General features: G+C 71.4%; 17 protein-coding genes. 11 read left to right on the top strand and 6 right to left on the bottom strand.

Annotated elements, in window-relative coordinates; genetic code table 11:
• Positions 1 to 39 precede the first annotated feature (39 nt).
• From ASG63_RS09620 to ASG63_RS09630, 3 genes are read left to right on the top strand one after another with little or no spacing between them, the layout of a single operon-like run.
• Positions 40 to 1,086, top strand: coding sequence for a ligase-associated DNA damage response exonuclease (locus ASG63_RS09620; RefSeq protein WP_056215010.1), 1,047 nt, complete (start codon positions 40 to 42; stop codon positions 1,084 to 1,086).
• Positions 1,083 to 2,807, top strand: coding sequence for a cisplatin damage response ATP-dependent DNA ligase (locus ASG63_RS09625; protein WP_056215014.1), 1,725 nt, complete (start codon positions 1,083 to 1,085; stop codon positions 2,805 to 2,807). Before ASG63_RS09620 ends, ASG63_RS09625 begins: the two co-directional genes overlap by 4 nt.
• Complete coding sequence (locus tag ASG63_RS09630) at positions 2,804 to 3,274, top strand: secondary thiamine-phosphate synthase enzyme YjbQ (protein ID WP_056215018.1); 471 nt, start codon at positions 2,804 to 2,806, stop codon at positions 3,272 to 3,274. Before ASG63_RS09625 ends, ASG63_RS09630 begins: the two co-directional genes overlap by 4 nt.
• Before the next feature lie 12 nt (positions 3,275 to 3,286).
• Here the strand turns inward: ASG63_RS09630 and ASG63_RS09635 are convergent, their stop codons facing one another.
• Positions 3,287 to 3,733: a DMT family transporter gene (locus ASG63_RS09635; RefSeq protein ID WP_056215022.1), complete on the bottom strand. Its 447-nt coding sequence runs from the start codon at positions 3,731 to 3,733 to the stop codon at positions 3,287 to 3,289.
• A gap of 95 nt (positions 3,734 to 3,828) precedes the next feature.
• On the opposite strand from ASG63_RS09635, the gene ASG63_RS09640 reads away from it, so the two are divergent.
• From ASG63_RS09640 to ASG63_RS09650, 3 genes are all read left to right on the top strand, one after another.
• The gene (locus ASG63_RS09640; RefSeq protein WP_056215026.1) at positions 3,829 to 4,740 is read left to right on the top strand and encodes a LysR family transcriptional regulator; all 912 of its coding nucleotides are present in this window, start codon (positions 3,829 to 3,831) and stop codon (positions 4,738 to 4,740) included.
• Between the two features lie 85 nt (positions 4,741 to 4,825).
• On the top strand, positions 4,826 to 5,998 hold the full coding sequence (locus tag ASG63_RS09645; RefSeq protein ID WP_056215031.1) for a zinc-dependent alcohol dehydrogenase: 1,173 nt from the start codon (positions 4,826 to 4,828) through the stop codon (positions 5,996 to 5,998).
• Between the two features lie 33 nt (positions 5,999 to 6,031).
• The gene (locus ASG63_RS09650; RefSeq protein ID WP_056215035.1) at positions 6,032 to 6,631 is read left to right on the top strand and encodes a hypothetical protein; all 600 of its coding nucleotides are present in this window, start codon (positions 6,032 to 6,034) and stop codon (positions 6,629 to 6,631) included.
• A gap of 151 nt (positions 6,632 to 6,782) precedes the next feature.
• On the opposite strand, the gene ASG63_RS09655 is transcribed toward ASG63_RS09650, so the two are convergent.
• Both ASG63_RS09655 and ASG63_RS09660 read right to left on the bottom strand, forming a co-directional pair.
• Positions 6,783 to 7,772, bottom strand: a complete 990-nt coding sequence (locus ASG63_RS09655; protein WP_056215038.1) for a catalase family peroxidase — start codon at positions 7,770 to 7,772, stop codon at positions 6,783 to 6,785.
• A 93-nt stretch (positions 7,773 to 7,865) separates the two neighbouring features.
• Positions 7,866 to 8,708, bottom strand: coding sequence for an outer membrane protein (locus ASG63_RS09660; RefSeq protein WP_056215041.1), 843 nt, complete (start codon positions 8,706 to 8,708; stop codon positions 7,866 to 7,868).
• A 561-nt stretch (positions 8,709 to 9,269) separates the two neighbouring features.
• Between ASG63_RS09660 and ASG63_RS09670 the strand changes: the two genes are divergently transcribed.
• Both ASG63_RS09670 and ASG63_RS09675 read left to right on the top strand, forming a co-directional pair.
• Positions 9,270 to 10,022, top strand: coding sequence for a bacteriorhodopsin (locus ASG63_RS09670; RefSeq protein WP_056215049.1), 753 nt, complete (start codon positions 9,270 to 9,272; stop codon positions 10,020 to 10,022).
• Positions 10,023 to 10,027: 5 nt separating this feature from the next.
• Entirely contained in the window at positions 10,028 to 10,942 is a 915-nt protein-coding gene (locus tag ASG63_RS09675) for a Brp/Blh family beta-carotene 15,15'-dioxygenase (protein WP_056215052.1), read from the top strand.
• On the opposite strand, the gene queC is transcribed toward ASG63_RS09675, so the two are convergent.
• From queC to queE, 3 genes are read right to left on the bottom strand one after another with little or no spacing between them, the layout of a single operon-like run.
• Entirely contained in the window at positions 10,909 to 11,616 is a 708-nt protein-coding gene (gene queC / locus ASG63_RS09680; RefSeq protein WP_056215055.1) for a 7-cyano-7-deazaguanine synthase QueC, read from the bottom strand. The two genes, ASG63_RS09675 and queC, sit on opposite strands and share 34 nt — an antisense overlap.
• Positions 11,613 to 11,978, bottom strand: coding sequence for a 6-carboxytetrahydropterin synthase QueD (gene queD, locus ASG63_RS09685; RefSeq protein WP_056215059.1), 366 nt, complete (start codon positions 11,976 to 11,978; stop codon positions 11,613 to 11,615). The genes queC and queD overlap by 4 nt, the downstream gene beginning before the upstream one ends.
• Positions 11,979 to 12,012: 34 nt before the next feature.
• The gene (gene queE / locus ASG63_RS09690; RefSeq protein WP_056215062.1) at positions 12,013 to 12,645 is read right to left on the bottom strand and encodes a 7-carboxy-7-deazaguanine synthase; all 633 of its coding nucleotides are present in this window, start codon (positions 12,643 to 12,645) and stop codon (positions 12,013 to 12,015) included.
• Positions 12,646 to 13,014: 369 nt separating this feature from the next.
• Between queE and ASG63_RS09695 the strand changes: the two genes are divergently transcribed.
• The 3 genes from ASG63_RS09695 (at position 13,015) to ASG63_RS09705 (ending at position 17,106) form a co-directional block, all read left to right on the top strand.
• Positions 13,015 to 14,535 (top strand): D-alanyl-D-alanine carboxypeptidase family protein, encoded by a 1,521-nt coding sequence (locus ASG63_RS09695; RefSeq protein WP_056215067.1) that lies wholly within the window; start codon positions 13,015 to 13,017, stop codon positions 14,533 to 14,535.
• 313 nt (positions 14,536 to 14,848) lie between these two features.
• On the top strand, positions 14,849 to 15,976 hold the full coding sequence (locus ASG63_RS09700) for a CobW family GTP-binding protein (protein WP_056215072.1): 1,128 nt from the start codon (positions 14,849 to 14,851) through the stop codon (positions 15,974 to 15,976).
• Positions 15,977 to 16,191: 215 nt separating this feature from the next.
• Complete coding sequence (locus ASG63_RS09705) at positions 16,192 to 17,106, top strand: hypothetical protein (protein WP_056215075.1); 915 nt, start codon at positions 16,192 to 16,194, stop codon at positions 17,104 to 17,106.
• The last annotated feature ends 18 nt before the right edge of the window (positions 17,107 to 17,124 follow it).

A 17,124-nucleotide genomic window follows, 5' to 3' on the forward strand; every position in this document is an offset into this window, starting at 1 on the left:
GGCTGCGCATGGTCGTCGGGCGCCCTATATGCCGCGCCAATGAGTTTCAGCGCCAGCGATCTTCTCACCCTGACCCGCGAGGGCCTGTACTGCCCCCTCGGCGGCTTCCACGTGGATCCGACCTGGCCGGTGCCGCGCGCCCTCATCACCCACGGCCATGCCGACCATGCCCGGGCGGGGCACGGGCGCGTGATGGCCACGGGCGAGACCCTGCGCATCATGGCGGTGCGCTACGGCGCCGATTTCTGCGCGAGCCGGCAGGAGGCCCCCCTCGGCGAGGCGATCCGCATCGGCGACGTCACCGTGCGCTTCGCCCCCGCCGGGCACGTGCTCGGCTCGGCCCAGATCGCGATCGAGGCGCAGGGCGTGCGGGTGGTGGTGTCGGGTGACTACAAGCGCGCCGACGACCCGACCTGCCTGCCCTTCGAGGTGGTGCCCTGCGACGTCTTCATCACCGAGGCGACCTTCGGCTTGCCGGTGTTCCGGATGCCGGACACCCGCGACGAGGTGCAAAAGCTCCTCGATTCCGTGGCCCTGTTCCCCGAGCGCGCCCACATCGTCGGCGCCTACGCACTCGGCAAGGCGCAGCGGGTGATGGCCCTGCTGCGGGAGGCCGGCTACGACCGGCCGATCTACCTGCACGGCGCCATGGAAAAGCTGACCGAGCTTTACAAGCAGGAGGGCATCCCGCTCGGCGAGACCCCCAAGGTGGTGGCCACCGAGCGGGCCAAGCTGCACGGCGCCATCGTGCTCTGCCCGCCCTCGTCGATCCAGGACGTCTGGTCGCGCAAGTTCCCCGACCCCGTCACGGCCTTCGCCTCGGGCTGGATGCGGGTGCGGGCCCGGGCCCGGCAGAAGGGGGTCGAGCTGCCCCTCTGCATCTCCGACCATTCCGACTGGCCCGATCTCTGCCGCACCATCCTGGAGACCGGGGCCGGGGAGGTCTGGGTCACCCACGGGCAGGAGGACGCCCTGGTGCACTGGTGCGGGACGAAGGGCATCAAGGCCAAGCCCCTGCACCTCCTCGGCTACGGCGACGACGGCGAGTCCGAGCCGGTCGCCCCGCCGGAGGAGGCCGTCGCATGAACGACTTCGCCCACCTCCTCGACCGCCTCGCCTACGAGCCGCGCCGCAACGCCAAGCTGCGCCTGCTGCAGGACTACTTCACCCACGCTCCCGACCCGGAGCGCGGCTACGCGCTCGCCGCGATGACCGGCGGCCTGACCTTTCGCGAGGCCAAGCCGGCGATGATCCGGGGCCTGGTCGAAGCCCGCGTCGACCCGGTGCTGTTCGGGCTGTCGCACAACTACGTGGGCGATCTGGCCGAGACCACGGCGTTGATCTGGCCGGCGCCCGTGCCCTCGGACGGCGAGCCGGTCATCGGCCCCGGCCACAACAACCCGCCCCCGCACGTGCCGACGCTCGCCGAGGTGGTCGAGACGCTGGGCACGGTGAAGAAGGCCGACCTGCCCGCCCGCATCGCCGCGTGGCTCGATGCCCTCGACGAGACCGGGCGCTGGGCGCTGCTGAAGCTCATCACCGGCGCGCTCCGCGTCGGCGTGTCGGCGCGCCTCGCCAAGACCGCCATCGGGGCGCTGGGCGGCCACGAGGCCGACGCGGTCGAGGAGGTCTGGCACGGGCTCGAGCCGCCCTACGCCACCCTGTTCGCCTGGGTCGAGGGCCGGGGCGAGCGCCCCACCACCCTGAACCCGGCCCCGTTCCGGCCGCCGATGCTCTCCCACCCCATCGACGAGGAGGGCGATTTCGAAAAGCTCGATCCGGCGGCGTTTTCCGGCGAGTGGAAGTGGGACGGCATCCGGGTTCAGCTCGTCGGCGGACGGGACGCGGCCGGGGAACACGTGGCGCGGATCTACTCGCGCACCGGCGAGGACATCTCCGGCGCCTTCCCGGATCTGGCCGAGGCGATCACCTTCTCGGGGGCCATCGACGGCGAGTTGCTGATCCTGCGCGAGCGCCGCGTGCAGAGCTTCAACGTGCTCCAGCAGCGCCTGAACCGGAAGGCCGTGACCCCGAAGCTCCTGGAGGAGTTCCCGGCCCATGTCCGCGCCTACGACCTGATGCAGGCGGACGGCGAGGACCTGCGCCCGCTGCCCTTCACCGAGCGCCGGGCTCGCCTGGAGGCGTTCGTCGCCGCCCTCGATCACGCCCGCATCGACCTCTCGCCCCTGGTGCCCTTCGCGACCTGGGCGGATCTGGCGGCGGCCCGCGCCGACCCGGCCGCCGTGGGGGCGGGCGAGGATGCCGACGCCATCGAGGGTGTCATGCTCAAGGCCCGCGACAGCGTCTACCTGCCGGGCCGGCCCAAGGGGCCGTGGTGGAAATGGAAGCGCGAGCCGTTCCGCGTCGACACCGTGATGATGTACGCCCAGCGCGGACACGGGAAGCGCTCGTCGTTCTACTCCGACTACACCTTCGGGGTCTGGCGCGCGCGCGAGGACGGCACGCCCGAGCTCGTGCCGGTCGGCAAGGCCTATCACGGCTTCACCGATGCCGAGCTGCAGAAGCTCGACCGCTACGTCCGCAACAACACCACCAAGCGCTTCGGTCCGGTGCGCGAGGTGTCCTACGGCCTCGACCACGGCCTCGTGCTGGAGATCGCCTTCGAGGGAGTGCAGCGCTCGACCCGGCACAAGTCGGGCGTCGCCATGCGGTTTCCCCGGGTGGCGCGCATCCGCTGGGACAAGCCGGCGGCGGAGGCCGACCGGATCGACGCCCTGGAGACCATCCTGGCCCGGGGCGAGCGCGAGATCGCGCCGGGCGAAACCCTGACGGAGACGCACGGATGAGGCAGGCGGGCAAGATCGGTGCGCTGCAGGGCTTCGCCAGCGGCCCGGTGGCGCGTCAGGCGGCGGCCACGGTCACGGTCTCGACGCCCGGCCAGGGCTTCACCGACATCACCGGGGCGGTGGAGGCCTTCCGCGCGCAGAGCGGGATCGTGGAGGGCCTCGTCACCGTGTTCTGCCGGCACACCTCGGCCTCCCTGACCATCCAGGAAAATGCCGACCCCGATGTGCGGACCGACCTCCTCACCGCCCTCGACGGGCTCGCGCCGCGCCATGCCGGCTACATGCACGGCGCCGAGGGGCCGGACGACATGCCGGCCCATATCCGCACGATGGTGACGGATTCGAACCTGGCGATCCCGGTGAGGGGCGGGCGCCTCGCCCTCGGGACCTGGCAGGGGATCTACCTCGTCGAGCACCGGGACCGGCCGCACCGCCGGGAGATCGTCCTGCAGGGGCTCGGCGCCTGAGAACCGGCCGGATCAGCGCCGGATCAGCACCACGCCGCCGATCAGGAGCGCCACGCCGACCACACGGGTCGCGTCGAGTTCGCGCTGGGCGAGGCCGAGCCAGCCGAAATGGTCGAAGGCCACCGAGGCCAGCATCTGGCCGGTGACGAGGAGGGCCAGGAAGGTCGCCGCGCCGAGTTCCGGCACCAGGATCGTGGCGAGCGCGATGAAGACCGCGCCGAAGAACCCGCCGCTCCAGCCCCACCACGGAATGCGCCCGGTCAGGCTGGCCGCCGGCAGCGGGTCGCGCAGGGCCAGGGCCAGCACCACCATGGACAGGAGGCCGACGAAGTAGCTCGCGAAGCCCGCCCAGGCGGAGGAGTTCAGGGCGATCCGGAGATTCGCGATCAGCGCCTGCTGCACCACGATGCTGGCGCCCGCCATGACGGAGAGGGCCACGGGAAGCAGGAGGTTGAGCATCGGCCTGGCACCTGATCGGGACACGGGCGCCTTGACAACCATCCCGCGGCCATGCCGTCAAATGACGGATCGGCGCGTTTCCATGCGGATGGGGCATGATCAATCCGGGCCATCTCGATCTCTTCCGCGCGGTGATGCGCCATGGCGGGATGACCCGGGCCGCCGCCGCGCTGGGCATCGGCCAGCCGCACGTGAGCCGGGCCATGGCCCAGCTCGAGGCCGAGACCGGCCTTTCGCTGTTCGTGCGCGGCCACGGTACCGCCCGGCCGACGCCCGAGGGGGAGGCCTTCGCCCGCGAGGTTGAGCGGAGCCATGCTGGCCTCGAACAGCTGACCCACGCCGCCCGGCAGATCCGCGAGCTCGGCACCGGGCCCCTGCGCGTCGCCTGCCAGCCGTCCCTGGCCTCACGCCTGCTGCCGCGGGCGATCCGGCGCCTCATGGCCGAGCATCCGGGCGCCCGCGTCGCCGTCCATGTGCCGAGCCCCGACACGATCTGGGCCTGGACCGCCTCGGGCCGGTGCGACCTCGGCCTCGCCCGCCCGCGCTCCGGCCATGCGGGGGTGGCGGCCGAGGGCTTCCTCACGGTCGACGCGGTCTGCGCTCTGCCGCGCCGGCATCCCCTGGCGCGCCGGCGCTCCGTCACGGTCGCGGACCTCGCCGGCGAGACCCTGATCGCCGGCGGTCCCGGCCTGTTCCAGGAGGCCGTCGAGGCGCGGTTCGCGGAGGCCGGGTGCGTGCCGCGCTTTCCCCTGATGGCCCAGTACACGGCGGCGCGCTGCGGGCTCGTCGCGGAGGGCCTGGGCCTCGCCATCGTCGATCCGGTCCCGGCCGGCGAACTCACCGGCCTGCCGATCGTGCTGCGCCCGTTCCGGCCGGCCCTGCCGATCGAGACCGCGCTGATCCGGCCGGCGGGCCGCCCGCCGGGGCGCCTCGCGGAGCGCCTGATCGACTTCCTCCGCCTGGAGCGCGACGCGCTGGTTCCGGAACCGATCCTCGCGCCCGATTGAGACCTGCGATCCCGAACCGAACTCACGTCCCGTCGCCGGGTTCTCAGCATATCGGCGACACGACACCGCACGTGGGAGAGATACGATGAAGGCTCTCGTCTGGCACGGCGCTCAGGACATTCGCTGCGACTCCGTCCCCGATCCCCGGATCGAGGACGAGCGGGACGCGATCATCAAGGTCACGGCCTGCGCCATCTGCGGCTCGGACCTGCACCTCTACGACCACGTCATGCCCGGCATGGAGAAGGGCGATGTCATGGGCCACGAGTTCATGGGCGAGGTGGTCGAGACGGGGAAGGGCGTCGGCGGCAGCCTGCGCAAGGGCGAACGGGTGGTGATCCCGTTCACGATCATCTGCGGCGAATGCGACCAGTGCAAGCGCGGCTTCTTCTCGGTCTGCGAGCGCTCGAACCGCAACAAGCACCTCGCCGCCAAGGTCTTCGGGCACACCACCGCGGGCCTCTTCGGCTACACCCACCTCACCGGGGGCTATGCGGGCGGCCAGGCTGAGTACGTCCGCGTCCCCTTCGCGGACAAGACCCACATCAAGGTGCCGGAGGGGCTCACCGACGAGCAGGTCCTGTTCCTCGGCGACATCTTCCCCACCGGCTGGCAGGCGGCGGTGCAGGCGGACATCCAGCCCACCGACACCGTGGCGATCTGGGGCGCCGGCCCGGTCGGCCAGATGGCGATCCGCTCGGCGATCCTGCTCGGCGCCAAGCAGGTGGTGTGCATCGACCGCGTGCCCGAGCGCCTGGAGATGGCCCGGGCCGGGGGCGCCGTGACCATCGACAACGGCACGGAGAGCACCGTCGAGCGGCTGAACCAGCTCACGGCCGGCAAGGGTCCGGAGAAGTGCATCGATGCCGTCGGCATGGAAGCGCACGCCCCCCGCGCCCTGGAGCACGCCTACGACCGCCTGAAGCAGGCGATGATGCTGGAGAGCGACCGGGCCAGCGTCCTGCGGGAAATGATCTATGTCTGCCGCCCGGCCGGCATCCTCTCCATCCCGGGGGTCTATGGCGGCCTCGTGGACAAGATCCCGATGGGCGCCCTGATGAACAAGGGGCTGACGGTCCGCACCGGGCAGACCCACGTCAACCGCTGGACCGACGACCTCGTGAAGCGGATCGCCGACGGGCAGATCGACCCCTCCTTCGTCATCACCCACCGGGGCCGCCTCGAAGACGGGCCCGATCTCTACAAGACGTTCCGCGACAAGAAGGACAACTGCATCAAGGTCGTGCTCCGGCCCTGAGCGCCGCCCGTTTTCCCGATGGAGGAAGTCCGCATGCCCGCATCCGCGTCCCGTCCGGATCCGACCGTTCGTTCCGGTCGGACGAGGCCCGAAGTCCCGCCCGCCCGGCTGTCCTCGGACCGCCGGCGCCGGCCCGATCCGGCCACGCGCCAGGTGGCGCAGGGCCTCGGCTGGTTCTCCCTCGCCCTCGGGATCACCGAGCTGACCTGCGGCGACGCCATCGCGCGCTGGCTCGGCATGCCCCGCGCCGGCGCGCTGGTGCGCGCCTACGGTGTGCGTGAGATCGTCCAGGGCGCCGGCATCCTCGGCTCCCACGATCCGACGCCCTGGATCTGGGCCCGGGTGGCCGGCGACGTCCTCGACGTCGCCACCGTCCTGCCCGGCCTCACGGGCGATCCGCGCCACCGCGCCAACACTGGCATCGCCCTCGGCGCCCTGGCGGGCGTCGGCGTGATCGACGTGCTCTGCGCCCAGGCCCTGTCCGACGCCCCCCTGGCGCCCTCGGAGCGCGTCCGTGCGGATTATCGGAGCCGGAGCGGTTTCCCGAAGGGCATCGACGCGACGCGCGGCGCCGCCCGCGACGTCCGGCCCCCCGAATTCACGACGCCGGAGGGGCTCCGGGCCTGGGCTTAGGGCGCGGACCGGGCTCGGATCGCCCGGTCGCGATGCGGGCGCCCATCGCGACCCGGGTGCCGCCGTACGGGGGTCGCTCCGCACCACAGGCGGTCCCGGGCCGGCATCCCGCCATCGCCCGTCCGGGACCGCCCCGGCCGGGTGCTTGGCCTCAGTTCGACCGCCGTGACAGCGAGATCGCGTAGGCCGGCGAGCGGATGGCGAACATCGGGTCGTCGGCGGGGCCGGCCACGCCCGCGGGCAGGTCGACCACCGGATCGAAGGTCGCCGCGTCGCAGGTGGCGGCCGGCGCGAGGGCGGCGATCGCCAGGGTGCCGAGCTTGACCGACTTGCGATTCTCCTCGGGCCAGAGGACGGTGGGATCCTGGGTCGGATCGCCGGGCTCGCCGAGGATCGCCACGAGGTCGAACGTCGCCGGCCCCTGCGCGAGACGCGCCGTCAATTCGTCGGCGTAGAACGCGTCGGGCTTGGCCTTGGCCTCATCGTCCGTGAGGCCGAGCTGGCCCGCCGTCGCCACCGTCTTCAGCTTGGCCACCGTGGCTTTTCCGGCGGCGTCGGTGAGCGTGTAGGCGTGGACGCCCCAGTAATCGACGCCCGCGTAGCTCGCCGGCACCGGGCGCGCGTTGAGCCAGGCGGCCTGCCGGGTCGTCTCGGGGTTGGCCACCCCGAACGCCTTGATCTTCTCGGCATCCGGTTTTCCGTCCGGTCCTGGCGCCCGCACGCTGGCGAAATCGAGCAATTGCTGCGGAGTCTTGGAGCCGAAGACCGGGGCCGAGATGAACACGAACACCATGTCGCCGGCGGAGTGGTTGATCCGCATGGAGAAGCCACGCGTGACGGGCTTGGCCTTGTCGGAGACCTTCGGGTTGCTGCCCCCCATGGAGAAGCGGGCCGTCACCGGCAGGGGCTTCTCGGGGGCGCGGCTGAAGTGCGGCGCCTTGGACAGGCCCTGCGCTTCGGCCGAGGGCGTGAAGCTGCCTGTGACGCAGACGCCCTTGGCCCCGCTCCCGCGCACGTTCGGCTGATTGCCGCCGGCCTTGAACAGGGCGTCGACGATGGCCTGCGTCTCGGGTTCGGCCTTCGCAGGCGTCGAGCAGGCGAGGGCGGCGATACCGCCGAGGAGCAGCAGGTTCGGTCTCATCACGGGCGCACCCCACGGGCAAACGGATCGAGGTCGGGAGACAACGGAGCCGACACCCCGGGCGCGATTCCCGGGGTGTCGGCCGGGTCGGGCCTAGTAGCTGCCGAACTTGTAGTTCAGGCCGGCGCGGACGAGGCTGCCCTCGGTGGAGATGCGGCTGTTGTAGCCGACACCGGGACCGCCGACGCTGGCGACGAGCAGATTGCGGCTGCCGAGATCGTAGCGCAGGTATTCGGCCTTGAGGGTCACGGCGCTGGACTTGAAGAAGTTGAAGAACGAGTCCGTGGGCAGGGCGTACTCGATGCCGCCGCCATAGGCGTAGCCGGTCTCGATATTGGAGCGCGACCCCGCATAGGTGACGGGCAGGCCGGTGGTGAAGGTGATGCGCTGGGTGACGTCGCCGTAGGCGAAGCCGCCGGTCCCGTAGATCAGGAACTTGTCGAAGGCGTAGCCGATCCGGCCGCGGACGGTGCCGAGGAACGACAGCTCGGTGCGGTAGCTGTTGGTCAGCTGGTTCGGGTTGAAGACCGGGTTGAAGATGACCTGGGTCGTGGTGCGCTGGAGGTCGGTGTATTGCGCATCGGCTTCGAGGCCGACCACGATGCCGCTGCCCGGCGTGAACTGATAGTTGTAGCCGACCTGGCCGCCGCCGGTGAATCCTTCCGACGCATTCCGCACGGACGCCTGACGCAGACCGTTGACGACGTTGTTCTGCAGCTGCGCGCCGCCGGGGGTGTTGATGCCCGTGGTGCGGATGGTGTCGTTCTCGCTGAAGGCGTAGCCGGCATTGATACCGAAATAGGCGCCCGTCCAGGTAAAGACCGGGATGGGCATGAAGACCGGCGGGGGGGCCTGACGGCGGGGCAGGTCGGCGGCGGCGGCGGCGCTAGAGAGAAGCGCGGCGGCACCGCCGGCCAGGAGCAGCGTCTTGAGCATCGGCAAAGGGCCTTCGGGTTCAGGACTTTCGGGATGGAGGGACGGTGCCCGCCCACCCTCGACATGCCGATCCCTTGCGACCATGCATAGATCTTGCGGCGTTCAGGCGTCGTATTCCGAAGCAGATCCGCCGCTTTCCAATGCTGCAGTGATCCATCTGCAACAGAAATTCCAATGGATCTCCTGGTAATAAAATTTTCGTGATAGCGGATTAAAACAGAACTCTGTTCTTTACTGCACTATTGGGCGTCGGCTTGCCCAAGAGGGCGAATCGCGGCGCTCGGTATTGCGGCCTGAATCTGCGGCTCCGGCGTGAAGGGGGGCAGGGTCGCTCCGGGGCGGCGCCGCGGCTCGCATCCGCGATCGTCGCTGCCGATTTGCTGGCTGCCGAGGCCGGCTTTCCGGTCCTGCCCCTGCATTTCGCGCATGGCTCGGCGGAGGCCTTCCGGTCTCACCCGACTGTGACCTCTTCTCCGTGCAACGATCGACGCCGAGGCAACTTGGGCAGGGGTGCCGCCACGTTCGGGGCGAGCCTTTCATCCCTGTAGCAACGAGATGTTGATGACGCCTCAATTCTGGCTTTGGCTCGGCTTCGCGGGCATGGCGGCCGGTGCCGCCGCGATTCTGTTCCTCGGGAAGCGGCGGACCCCCGCGGAGGAGGCGGATGCCATCATCCACGGGATCGTGCCGATCATCGCGGCCTGTTCCTACTTCGCCATGGCGACGGGGCAGGGGAGCATCGCCCTGCCGGCCGGTCCGGAAGCGGCCGACGCCGCGCGGCAGTTCTACTTCGCCCGCTACATCGACTGGACCTTCACCACGCCCCTGCTGCTCGTCGGCCTCGCCCGCACGGCGATGCATTCGGGGATGCGCCGTCCGGCCGTCGTCTGGGGCCTCGTCGGCTCCGACCTGATCATGATCGTCACCGCCCTGGCCTTCGGCCTCTCGACGGTCGCCTGGGTGAAGTGGACCTGGTTCGCCATCTCCTGCGGCGCGTTCCTGGCCGTGTTCTACGGGATCTTCGTGCAGCTGCGGGAGGAGAACGCCGCCGAACGGGCCGATGTTCGCTCCGCCTTCCTGCGCAACGCCGTGTTCCTCTCGGCGGTCTGGTGCGCCTATCCGGTGGTGCTCCTCGTCGGCCAGGACGGCCTCGGCTTCCTGTCCCCCGCCGTGGCCCTGGCCGTGGTGGCGATCCTCGATCTGACCGCGAAGGTGGTCTACGGCGTGATGGCGACGCTGCAGACCACGCGGGCCGTCGACCGGGACCTCGCCGAAGGCACGGTCACGGCCAAGCCCCTGCGCCGGGCGGCCTGATCCGGATGGCGGCGCGCGCGTCCCTCGCGGGGCTCCTGCCCCTGGCGGTGGCCGGCGCGGCGCTCGCCCTCGTCGCCTCCGCGGCCCTGCCGCGCGAGGCGTCCTGGCTCGCGGCCCTGGCGGTGGTGATCGGGCTCGGCGTGCCGCACGGCGCCCTGGACGGGGCCGTGGCGGCGCCCCTGCTGCGCCCCCGCTTCGGATGGGCCTGGTTCGGGATCTTCGCGGTTCCGTATCTCGGCCTCGCGGGCCTAGTCCTGCTCGCCTGGCAGGTCGCCCCGCTGGCGACCCTGGCGGGCTTCCTCGCCCTGTCGGTCCTGCATTTCGGCGAGGAGGATGCCGGGCCGGGCCGGCCCCTCGAGGTCCTGGTGCGCGGGGGGATGCCGGTCGCGCTGCCGGCCCTGCTGCGGCCCGAGGAGACCGCCGGGCTGTTCGCGGCCGTCACGCGCCTGCCGATGCCGGAGATTCCCGGCTGGTGGGTGGCGGCGTCCTGGGTCTGGCTCGCCCTCGCGGCCTCCTGGCTGTTCGCGGGGCGGCGACCCTGGTCCGTGCGCGGCGAGATGGCCGCCCTGGCGGCCGCCTTCTGGCTGCTGCCGCCGCTCACCGCCTTCACCCTGTACTTCGTCGGACTCCACGGTCCCCGGCACATGCGGGCGCTGGTGCGCGATCCGACCCGGGCGCCGGGCATCGACACGATGGGCAAGGCCGTCCGCGCGTCGCTGCCGGTGTTCGGCCTGACCCTCCTGCTCGGCGCAGCCCTGTGGCCGCTCTACGCCGCCGGCACGGACGACCCCGCCGCCACCCTGCTGTGCCTCACCCTGCGGATGCTGTCGGCCCTGACGGTGCCGCACGTCCTCCTCGACCGGATCGCGGCCCGGGCGCCGGCGGTTCAGGCGACCGGTTCGGCGACGAACTTGGCATAGCCCCGGGCCCGCAGATCACAGGCCGGGCACTGGCCGCAGCCGTGGCCCCAGGGATGGCGGTCCCCGCGGGTGCCGAGGTAGCAGGTGTGGCTGTCCTCGACGATGAGGTCGACCAGAGGCTGTCCGCCGAGGTCCCGGGCCAGGGCCCAGGTCTTGGCCTTGTCGATCCACATCAAGGGCGTGTGCAGGACGAAGCGCCGGTCCATGCCCAGGTTCAGCGCCACCTGCAGCGCCTTGATGGTGTCGTCCCGGCAATCCGGGTAGCCCGAATAGTCGGTCTCGCACATGCCGCCGACGAGGTGCGTCAGCGCGCGGCGATAGGCCAGCGCCGCCGCGAAGGTCAGGAACAGGAGGTTGCGGCCCGGCACGAAGGTGTTGGGCAATCCCCCCGCCTCGAACGCGATGGCGATGTCCCGGGTGAGCGCCGTCTCGGAGACCTGGCCCAGGGCGTCGAGGGCGAGCGTATGGTCGTCGCCGAGGCGCGCGGCCCATTCGGATTTCAGGGCCGCGATCCCCGTCCGCAGGGCGTCCCGGCAGTCGAGTTCGATCCGGTGGCGCTGGCCGTAATCGAAGCCGAGGGTCTCGACATGCGCGAAGCGCTCCAGGGCCCAGGCGAGGCAGGTGGTGGAATCCTGGCCCCCCGAGAACAGGACCAGGGCGCGCCCCGCGCTCATCGCTGGCTCTCGCCCTCGTACTCGGCCCAGGACATCGGCGTCTCGTAGACCTTCACGGAGGAGAGGGCCGGCAGCGCCGCCTTGGTGCGGTCCCAGATCCAGGCCGCGATGTGCTCGGCGGTGGGGTTCTCCAGCCCCTCGATCTCGTTGAGGCAGTAATGGTCGAGGCGCGCCAGCACCGGCGCGAAGGCGTGCTCGACGTCGAAGAAATCCACCACCCAGCCGCTGGCCGGGTCGACGGCCCCCGAGAGGGTGAGCTCGACCCGGTAGGAATGCCCGTGCATGCGGTGGCAGCGATGGGTCTCGGGCACGTTCGGCAGGCGGTGGGCCGCCTCGAAGGTGAAGGCTTGGGTGATCTTCATCGAGCAATCTTCATGGTGCGAGCGGCAGGGACCCTCAGGGAATCCCGATGATCTTGTGGGTCTGGAGCGAGAGGCGCCAGCGCGCGTCGCGCCGGCAATAGGCGACCGCCTCGGCGGTGTGGGCGAGCCGGTCCGGCCCGTCCATGGGCTGGAGCCAGTGGTGGCGGAAGTCGAGATCCGCGAAGGCGTCCGGGGCGGCCTCCGCCTGCGGGAAGACGAGCTTGAGCTCGTGCCCGCTGCGCTGGACCAGGGGATTGCCGGCCTTGGGGCTGACGCAGATCCAGTCGATCCCGGCCGGGGCCGCCAGGGTGCCGTTGGTCTCCACCGCGATCTCGAAGCCGGCTGCGTGGACGGCCGCGATCAGGGCGTCGTCGAGCTGGAGCAGCGGCTCGCCGCCGGTGAACACGACGTAGCGGTGACGCGGCCCGCCGGCCCAGGTCTTCGCGATGGCGTCGGCCAGGTCCGGCGCCGTGGAAAAGCGCCCGCCGCCCTCGCCATCCATCCCGACGAAGTCGGTGTCGCAGAACCGGCAGGCCGCGGTGGCGCGGTCCTCCTCGCGGCCCGACCAGAGATTGCAGCCGGCAAAGCGGCAGAACACCGCCGCGCGGCCGGCCTGCGCGCCCTCGCCCTGCAGGGTGTGGAACAGTTCCTTGACTGCGTACGCCATCACGTCCTCGGCACCCGCCCCGGCGAACCGTCCGGGCCAAGCGCACCCCATCCTCTGAAACATCCGTCGGCCGCGATAAGCGCCCCACGCGCACATAAGCGGTCCCCGGCGCGGGCACCACGGGGCCCGGCGGCCCCCACCCATGCGGAGGGCGGCGGTATACCATGATTCCGCCGGCCTCTCGCGTCTGCGAGAGGCTCTGCCATGCTCCTGCCACGGAACGCGGCTTTGTGGAGACCGTGTCACGATCCGGCGAGGCGCGCTTGCCGCCGCTCCCGGAGGGGTGGCATGCCAGCTTGGCCGTTGACCGGCTTCCCGCCAGGGCCGATCATCGATCGGGCCGGGGCGTTCCTTCTTGAGACAGGCCTGATGTCGAACGGATTGTTGAGGCGCCTCGTCGTCGGTCTCGCGGTGGCGGCGGGCCTGCTGGGTGCGGGTTCCGCGAGCGCCACCACCGCACCGATCCTCGTGGTCGATGTCGATTCCGGCAAGGTGATCTACGGGCAGGCGGCCACGGACCCGTGGTTCCCGGCCTCCATCACCAAGCTGATGACGACCTACGTCGCCCTGGACCTCGTCCGGCAGGGCAAGCTCTCCCTCGACACGCTCCTGACCATCTCGCCGGCGGCCGCCGCCGAGCCGCCCTCGAAGATGGGGTTCCGCCCGGGCACCAAGCTCACCCTCGACAACGCCCTGAAGATCATCATGGTCAAGTCGGCCAACGACGTGGCCTGGGCGATCGGCGAGAATCTCGGCGGCTCCGTCGAGGGCTTCGCCCAGATGATGAACGAGACCGCCCAGCGCATCGGCATGCGCGAGAGCCGCTGGACCAACCCCAACGGCCTGCCCGATGCCCGGCAATGGACCTCGGCGCGCGACATGGCGGTCCTCGGGCGCGCCCTGATCCGCGACTTCCCCGAGAGCCGCGCGCTGTTCTCGATCAGCGCGATCCAGTTCGGCCGCTCGGTGATGGCCAACCACAACGGTCTCCTGGGCCGCTATGCCGGCGCCGACGGCATGAAGACCGGCTTCATCTGCTCGGGCGGCTTCAACGTGGTGGCGACCGCGACCCGCAACGGACGCCGCATCCTCACCGTGGTGATGGGCCAGCCCAGCGCCCGCGAGCGCGACCTGAAGGCGGCCGACCTGTTCGATTACGGCTTCAGCCAGTCCCCCGGCTGGGGCGCCCAGACCCTCGACGCCCTGCCGTCCTCCGGCCTCTCGGAGCCGCCGGACATGCGGCCCTACATCTGCGACCGCAAGAAGCCGATGCCGGTGGACGAGGGCCAGGGCGCCATCACGGCCAGCGCGAGCGCCGCGGGCGCCAGCGCCGACAACGCCAACGCGCAGCTGATGGCCGCCGCCGCCCCGCCCTCCGCGGCGCTGGCCTTCGCCACCATGAACAGCGCCGCCCTGCGCAACCGCGCCCTGCCGCCCCGCGCCCCGCTGCAGCCGATCCTGGTCTGGATCGGCCGCGACCCGGCCGAGGGCGCCATCGCGCTGAACGAGCAGGAAGAGGCCGAGAAGGCCGAGAAGGCCGCCAAGCTCGCGGAGGCCCGCAAGGCCAAGCTCGAGGCGGTCGCGGCCAAGCGCGAGGCCGCCCACCAGGCCAAGGCGGCCGCCCCCGCCCCGAAGGCCGCCGCCAAGCCCGAGCCGAAGAAGGCCCTCGCCCGCGGCAAGGCCGGCGTTCCGGCCACGGCCAGCGCCTACGCCCCCGCCGAGTCGACGCCCGTGATGGAGGGCGCGCCGAAGCTGAAGGTCGGCGCGGTCAAGAAGCCGGCGGCGAAGGCGGCCCCCAAGGCGGGTGCCAAGGCCGAGAACAAGCCGGCCGGTGCCGCCGCCAAGGCGAAGGCGACCAAGGCGGCCAGCAAGGCCCAGGCGGACGAGTAGGACGGTTTCGGGGGGCGGTTCGCGCGGTGCGGCCGGCCTCGCCCACGGGTCCGTTTCAGCCCCACGTCATTCCGGGGCCGCGGAGCGGAGCCCGGAATCCAGACACGCCGAGGGTGCAGGACTGTCCAAAGTCAGCGGTTCTGGATTCCGGGCTCGCCTTCGGCGCCCCGGAATGACGGTATGCGTTACATCATGCGTTCCGGGACGACGGCCCTGCTTCAGCCCCATGTGCCAACCCCACACGTGTGTGTTCTGTAACATTATAACACCCACGAGGATTGAGCGCCGCCGCCCGGAGGGCTAGGTCAGGGGGATGACCAACCTGTCCAAGCCCGATCCCCGCGCGCCCGAGCCGATCCCGCTCACCGTCCTCACCGGCTTCCTCGGGGCCGGCAAGACGACGCTGCTGAACCGGATGCTGCGCGATCCGGCGCTGGCCGACACCGTGGTCATCGTCAACGAGTTCGGCGAGATCGGCCTCGACCATCTGCTGATCGAGCGGATCGACGAGGACATGGTCCTGCTGGGGGCGGGCTGCCTGTGCTGCACGGTGCGGGGCGATCTCATCGCGACGCTGGAAGACCTGCTGCGCAAGCGAGACAACGGCCGCATCCAGCCCTTTCGCCGGGTGGTGATCGAGACGACGGGCCTCGCCGACCCCGCCCCGATCCTGCACGCGCTGATCTACCACCCCTATCTCGTCATCCGGTACCGTCTGCAGGGCGTCGTCACCGTGGTCGACGCGGTCAACGGCGCCGCGACCCTCGACGCCCATGCCGAGGCCGTGCGGCAGGTGGCGGTGGCCGACCAGATCGTGGTGACGAAACGGGATCTGGCGGAGGATGACGGCCGCGCCCTGGAGGCGCGCCTGCGGGCCCTGAACCCGACGGCGCCCCTGCATGCGGCCGCGGTGGCGCCCGCCGAGCTCCTCGGCGGCCTGTTCGGCCTCGACGGCAAGAGCGATGACGTGCGCGCCTGGCTCGGCGAAGAGGCCGCGCGCGAGGCTCATCACGGGCACGACCACGCGGGGCACCACCACCACGGCCACCACCGGCACGACGTGAACCGGCACGATGCCGCGATCCGGGCCTTCAGCCTGACCAGCGACGTGCCCGTGCCCCGGGCCGCCTTCGAGATGTTCCTCGATCTCCTGCGCTCGGCCCACGGTCCGAACCTGCTGCGCCTGAAGGGGCTCGTGGCCCTGGCCGATGCCCCCGACCGGCCGCTGGTGGTGCACGGGGTGCAGCACGTGATCCACGCCCCGGTCCATCTCGAGGCCTGGCCCGATGCCGACCATCGCTCGCGCCTCGTCCTGATCCTGCGCGACCTCGACCCGGCCTTCGTCACCCGCCTGTGGGACGCCTTCCTCGGACGGCCGCGCATCGATGCGCCCGACGCGGCGGCGCTGACCCACAATCCCCTGGCGATTCCGGGCGGCTAGGGCAATTTCGGTGATCTCTGGATCACCGAAATTGCCCTGATCTGTTGTGTGGCCGCATTTTCTTCACGCGAGCCGGAATCCCCCTCGCTTGAACATGCTCTAGGAGGCATCCCGTCCGGAAACGGGCGGCACCGATCTTGAAATCTTAATGCCGACTGGCGCCTCGGGGCGCCCCAGTGTCCCGGAATGGGACGTCGGCGGGATCGGATCGGGACATGAGACAGCGCTTCACGGTGATCGAGGGCGGCGCAGCGGCCGGAGGTTCGGTGGTCGCGGGTTCGGTGGCCGGCGCTTCTCTGGCCGATGCCACCGAGCGCGCGCCCGCTTCGCCGATCGGGGCATCCGTGTCCTGGCGCGTCGACCTGCGCCGGGCGGCGGCGGTGAGCGAGGCGGAGATCGCGGCGTGGCGTGCGCTGCTGGTGCGCGCCCGGGTCGCCGATCCGGTCCTGTCCGATCCCGACCACCTGCTGTCGGTGGCCCAGCATCAGGCGGGAGGGCGCGACCTCGTCTTCGCCCTCGCCTGGGCGACCGGGCAGGGGCCCGACCAGCTCGCCGCCGTGCTGCCGCTGGCGATGCCGCACACCCTCTGGGGCCAGGAGCGGATCGGCCTCTGGCAGCCCCATGGCACGACGCTCACCCCGGCCATCGCCCCGGCCTGCTTCGAGCCCGTGCGCGCGGCCGTGGCCGATTGCCTGCGCCGTTTGCGTCCCCGCGCCGTCCTGGCGCTCGAGCCCGTGGCCGCGCCTAGGCCGGAGACCGCCATCGCCCCGCTCCGGGCCGTCCCGCGCCGCGCCGGGATCCCGGCCCACAGCCTCGTCGGCGTGCGGGCGAACCCGGCGCAGGTCGAGCGGGTCAGCGAGCCGGGCCTCGTCCGCGATGCGGTGGAGGAGTTCCTGCTCCTCGATGCCGAGGTTTCGTCCGCCCCGATCATCGGCGATCCGTCGGAGGCGGCCCTGGTGCGGGTGGTGACGCGGCTGTTCGCGCAGCGTCGGCAGGCCACGGTCGCCCTGACCCGGCGGGACGATGCCATCGTCGCGGCCACGATCACGCTGGGCCACGGCGCGCAGGCCGTTCTCTGGCGACAGGTCGCGGGCGAGGGGGTGCCGGAGCGGTTCGGCCGCCGCGCCTGAGGGGAGCGCGCCGCGCCC

Source organism: Methylobacterium sp. Leaf94 (genome assembly GCF_001426045.1).
Lineage (GTDB): Bacteria > Pseudomonadota > Alphaproteobacteria > Rhizobiales > Beijerinckiaceae > Methylobacterium.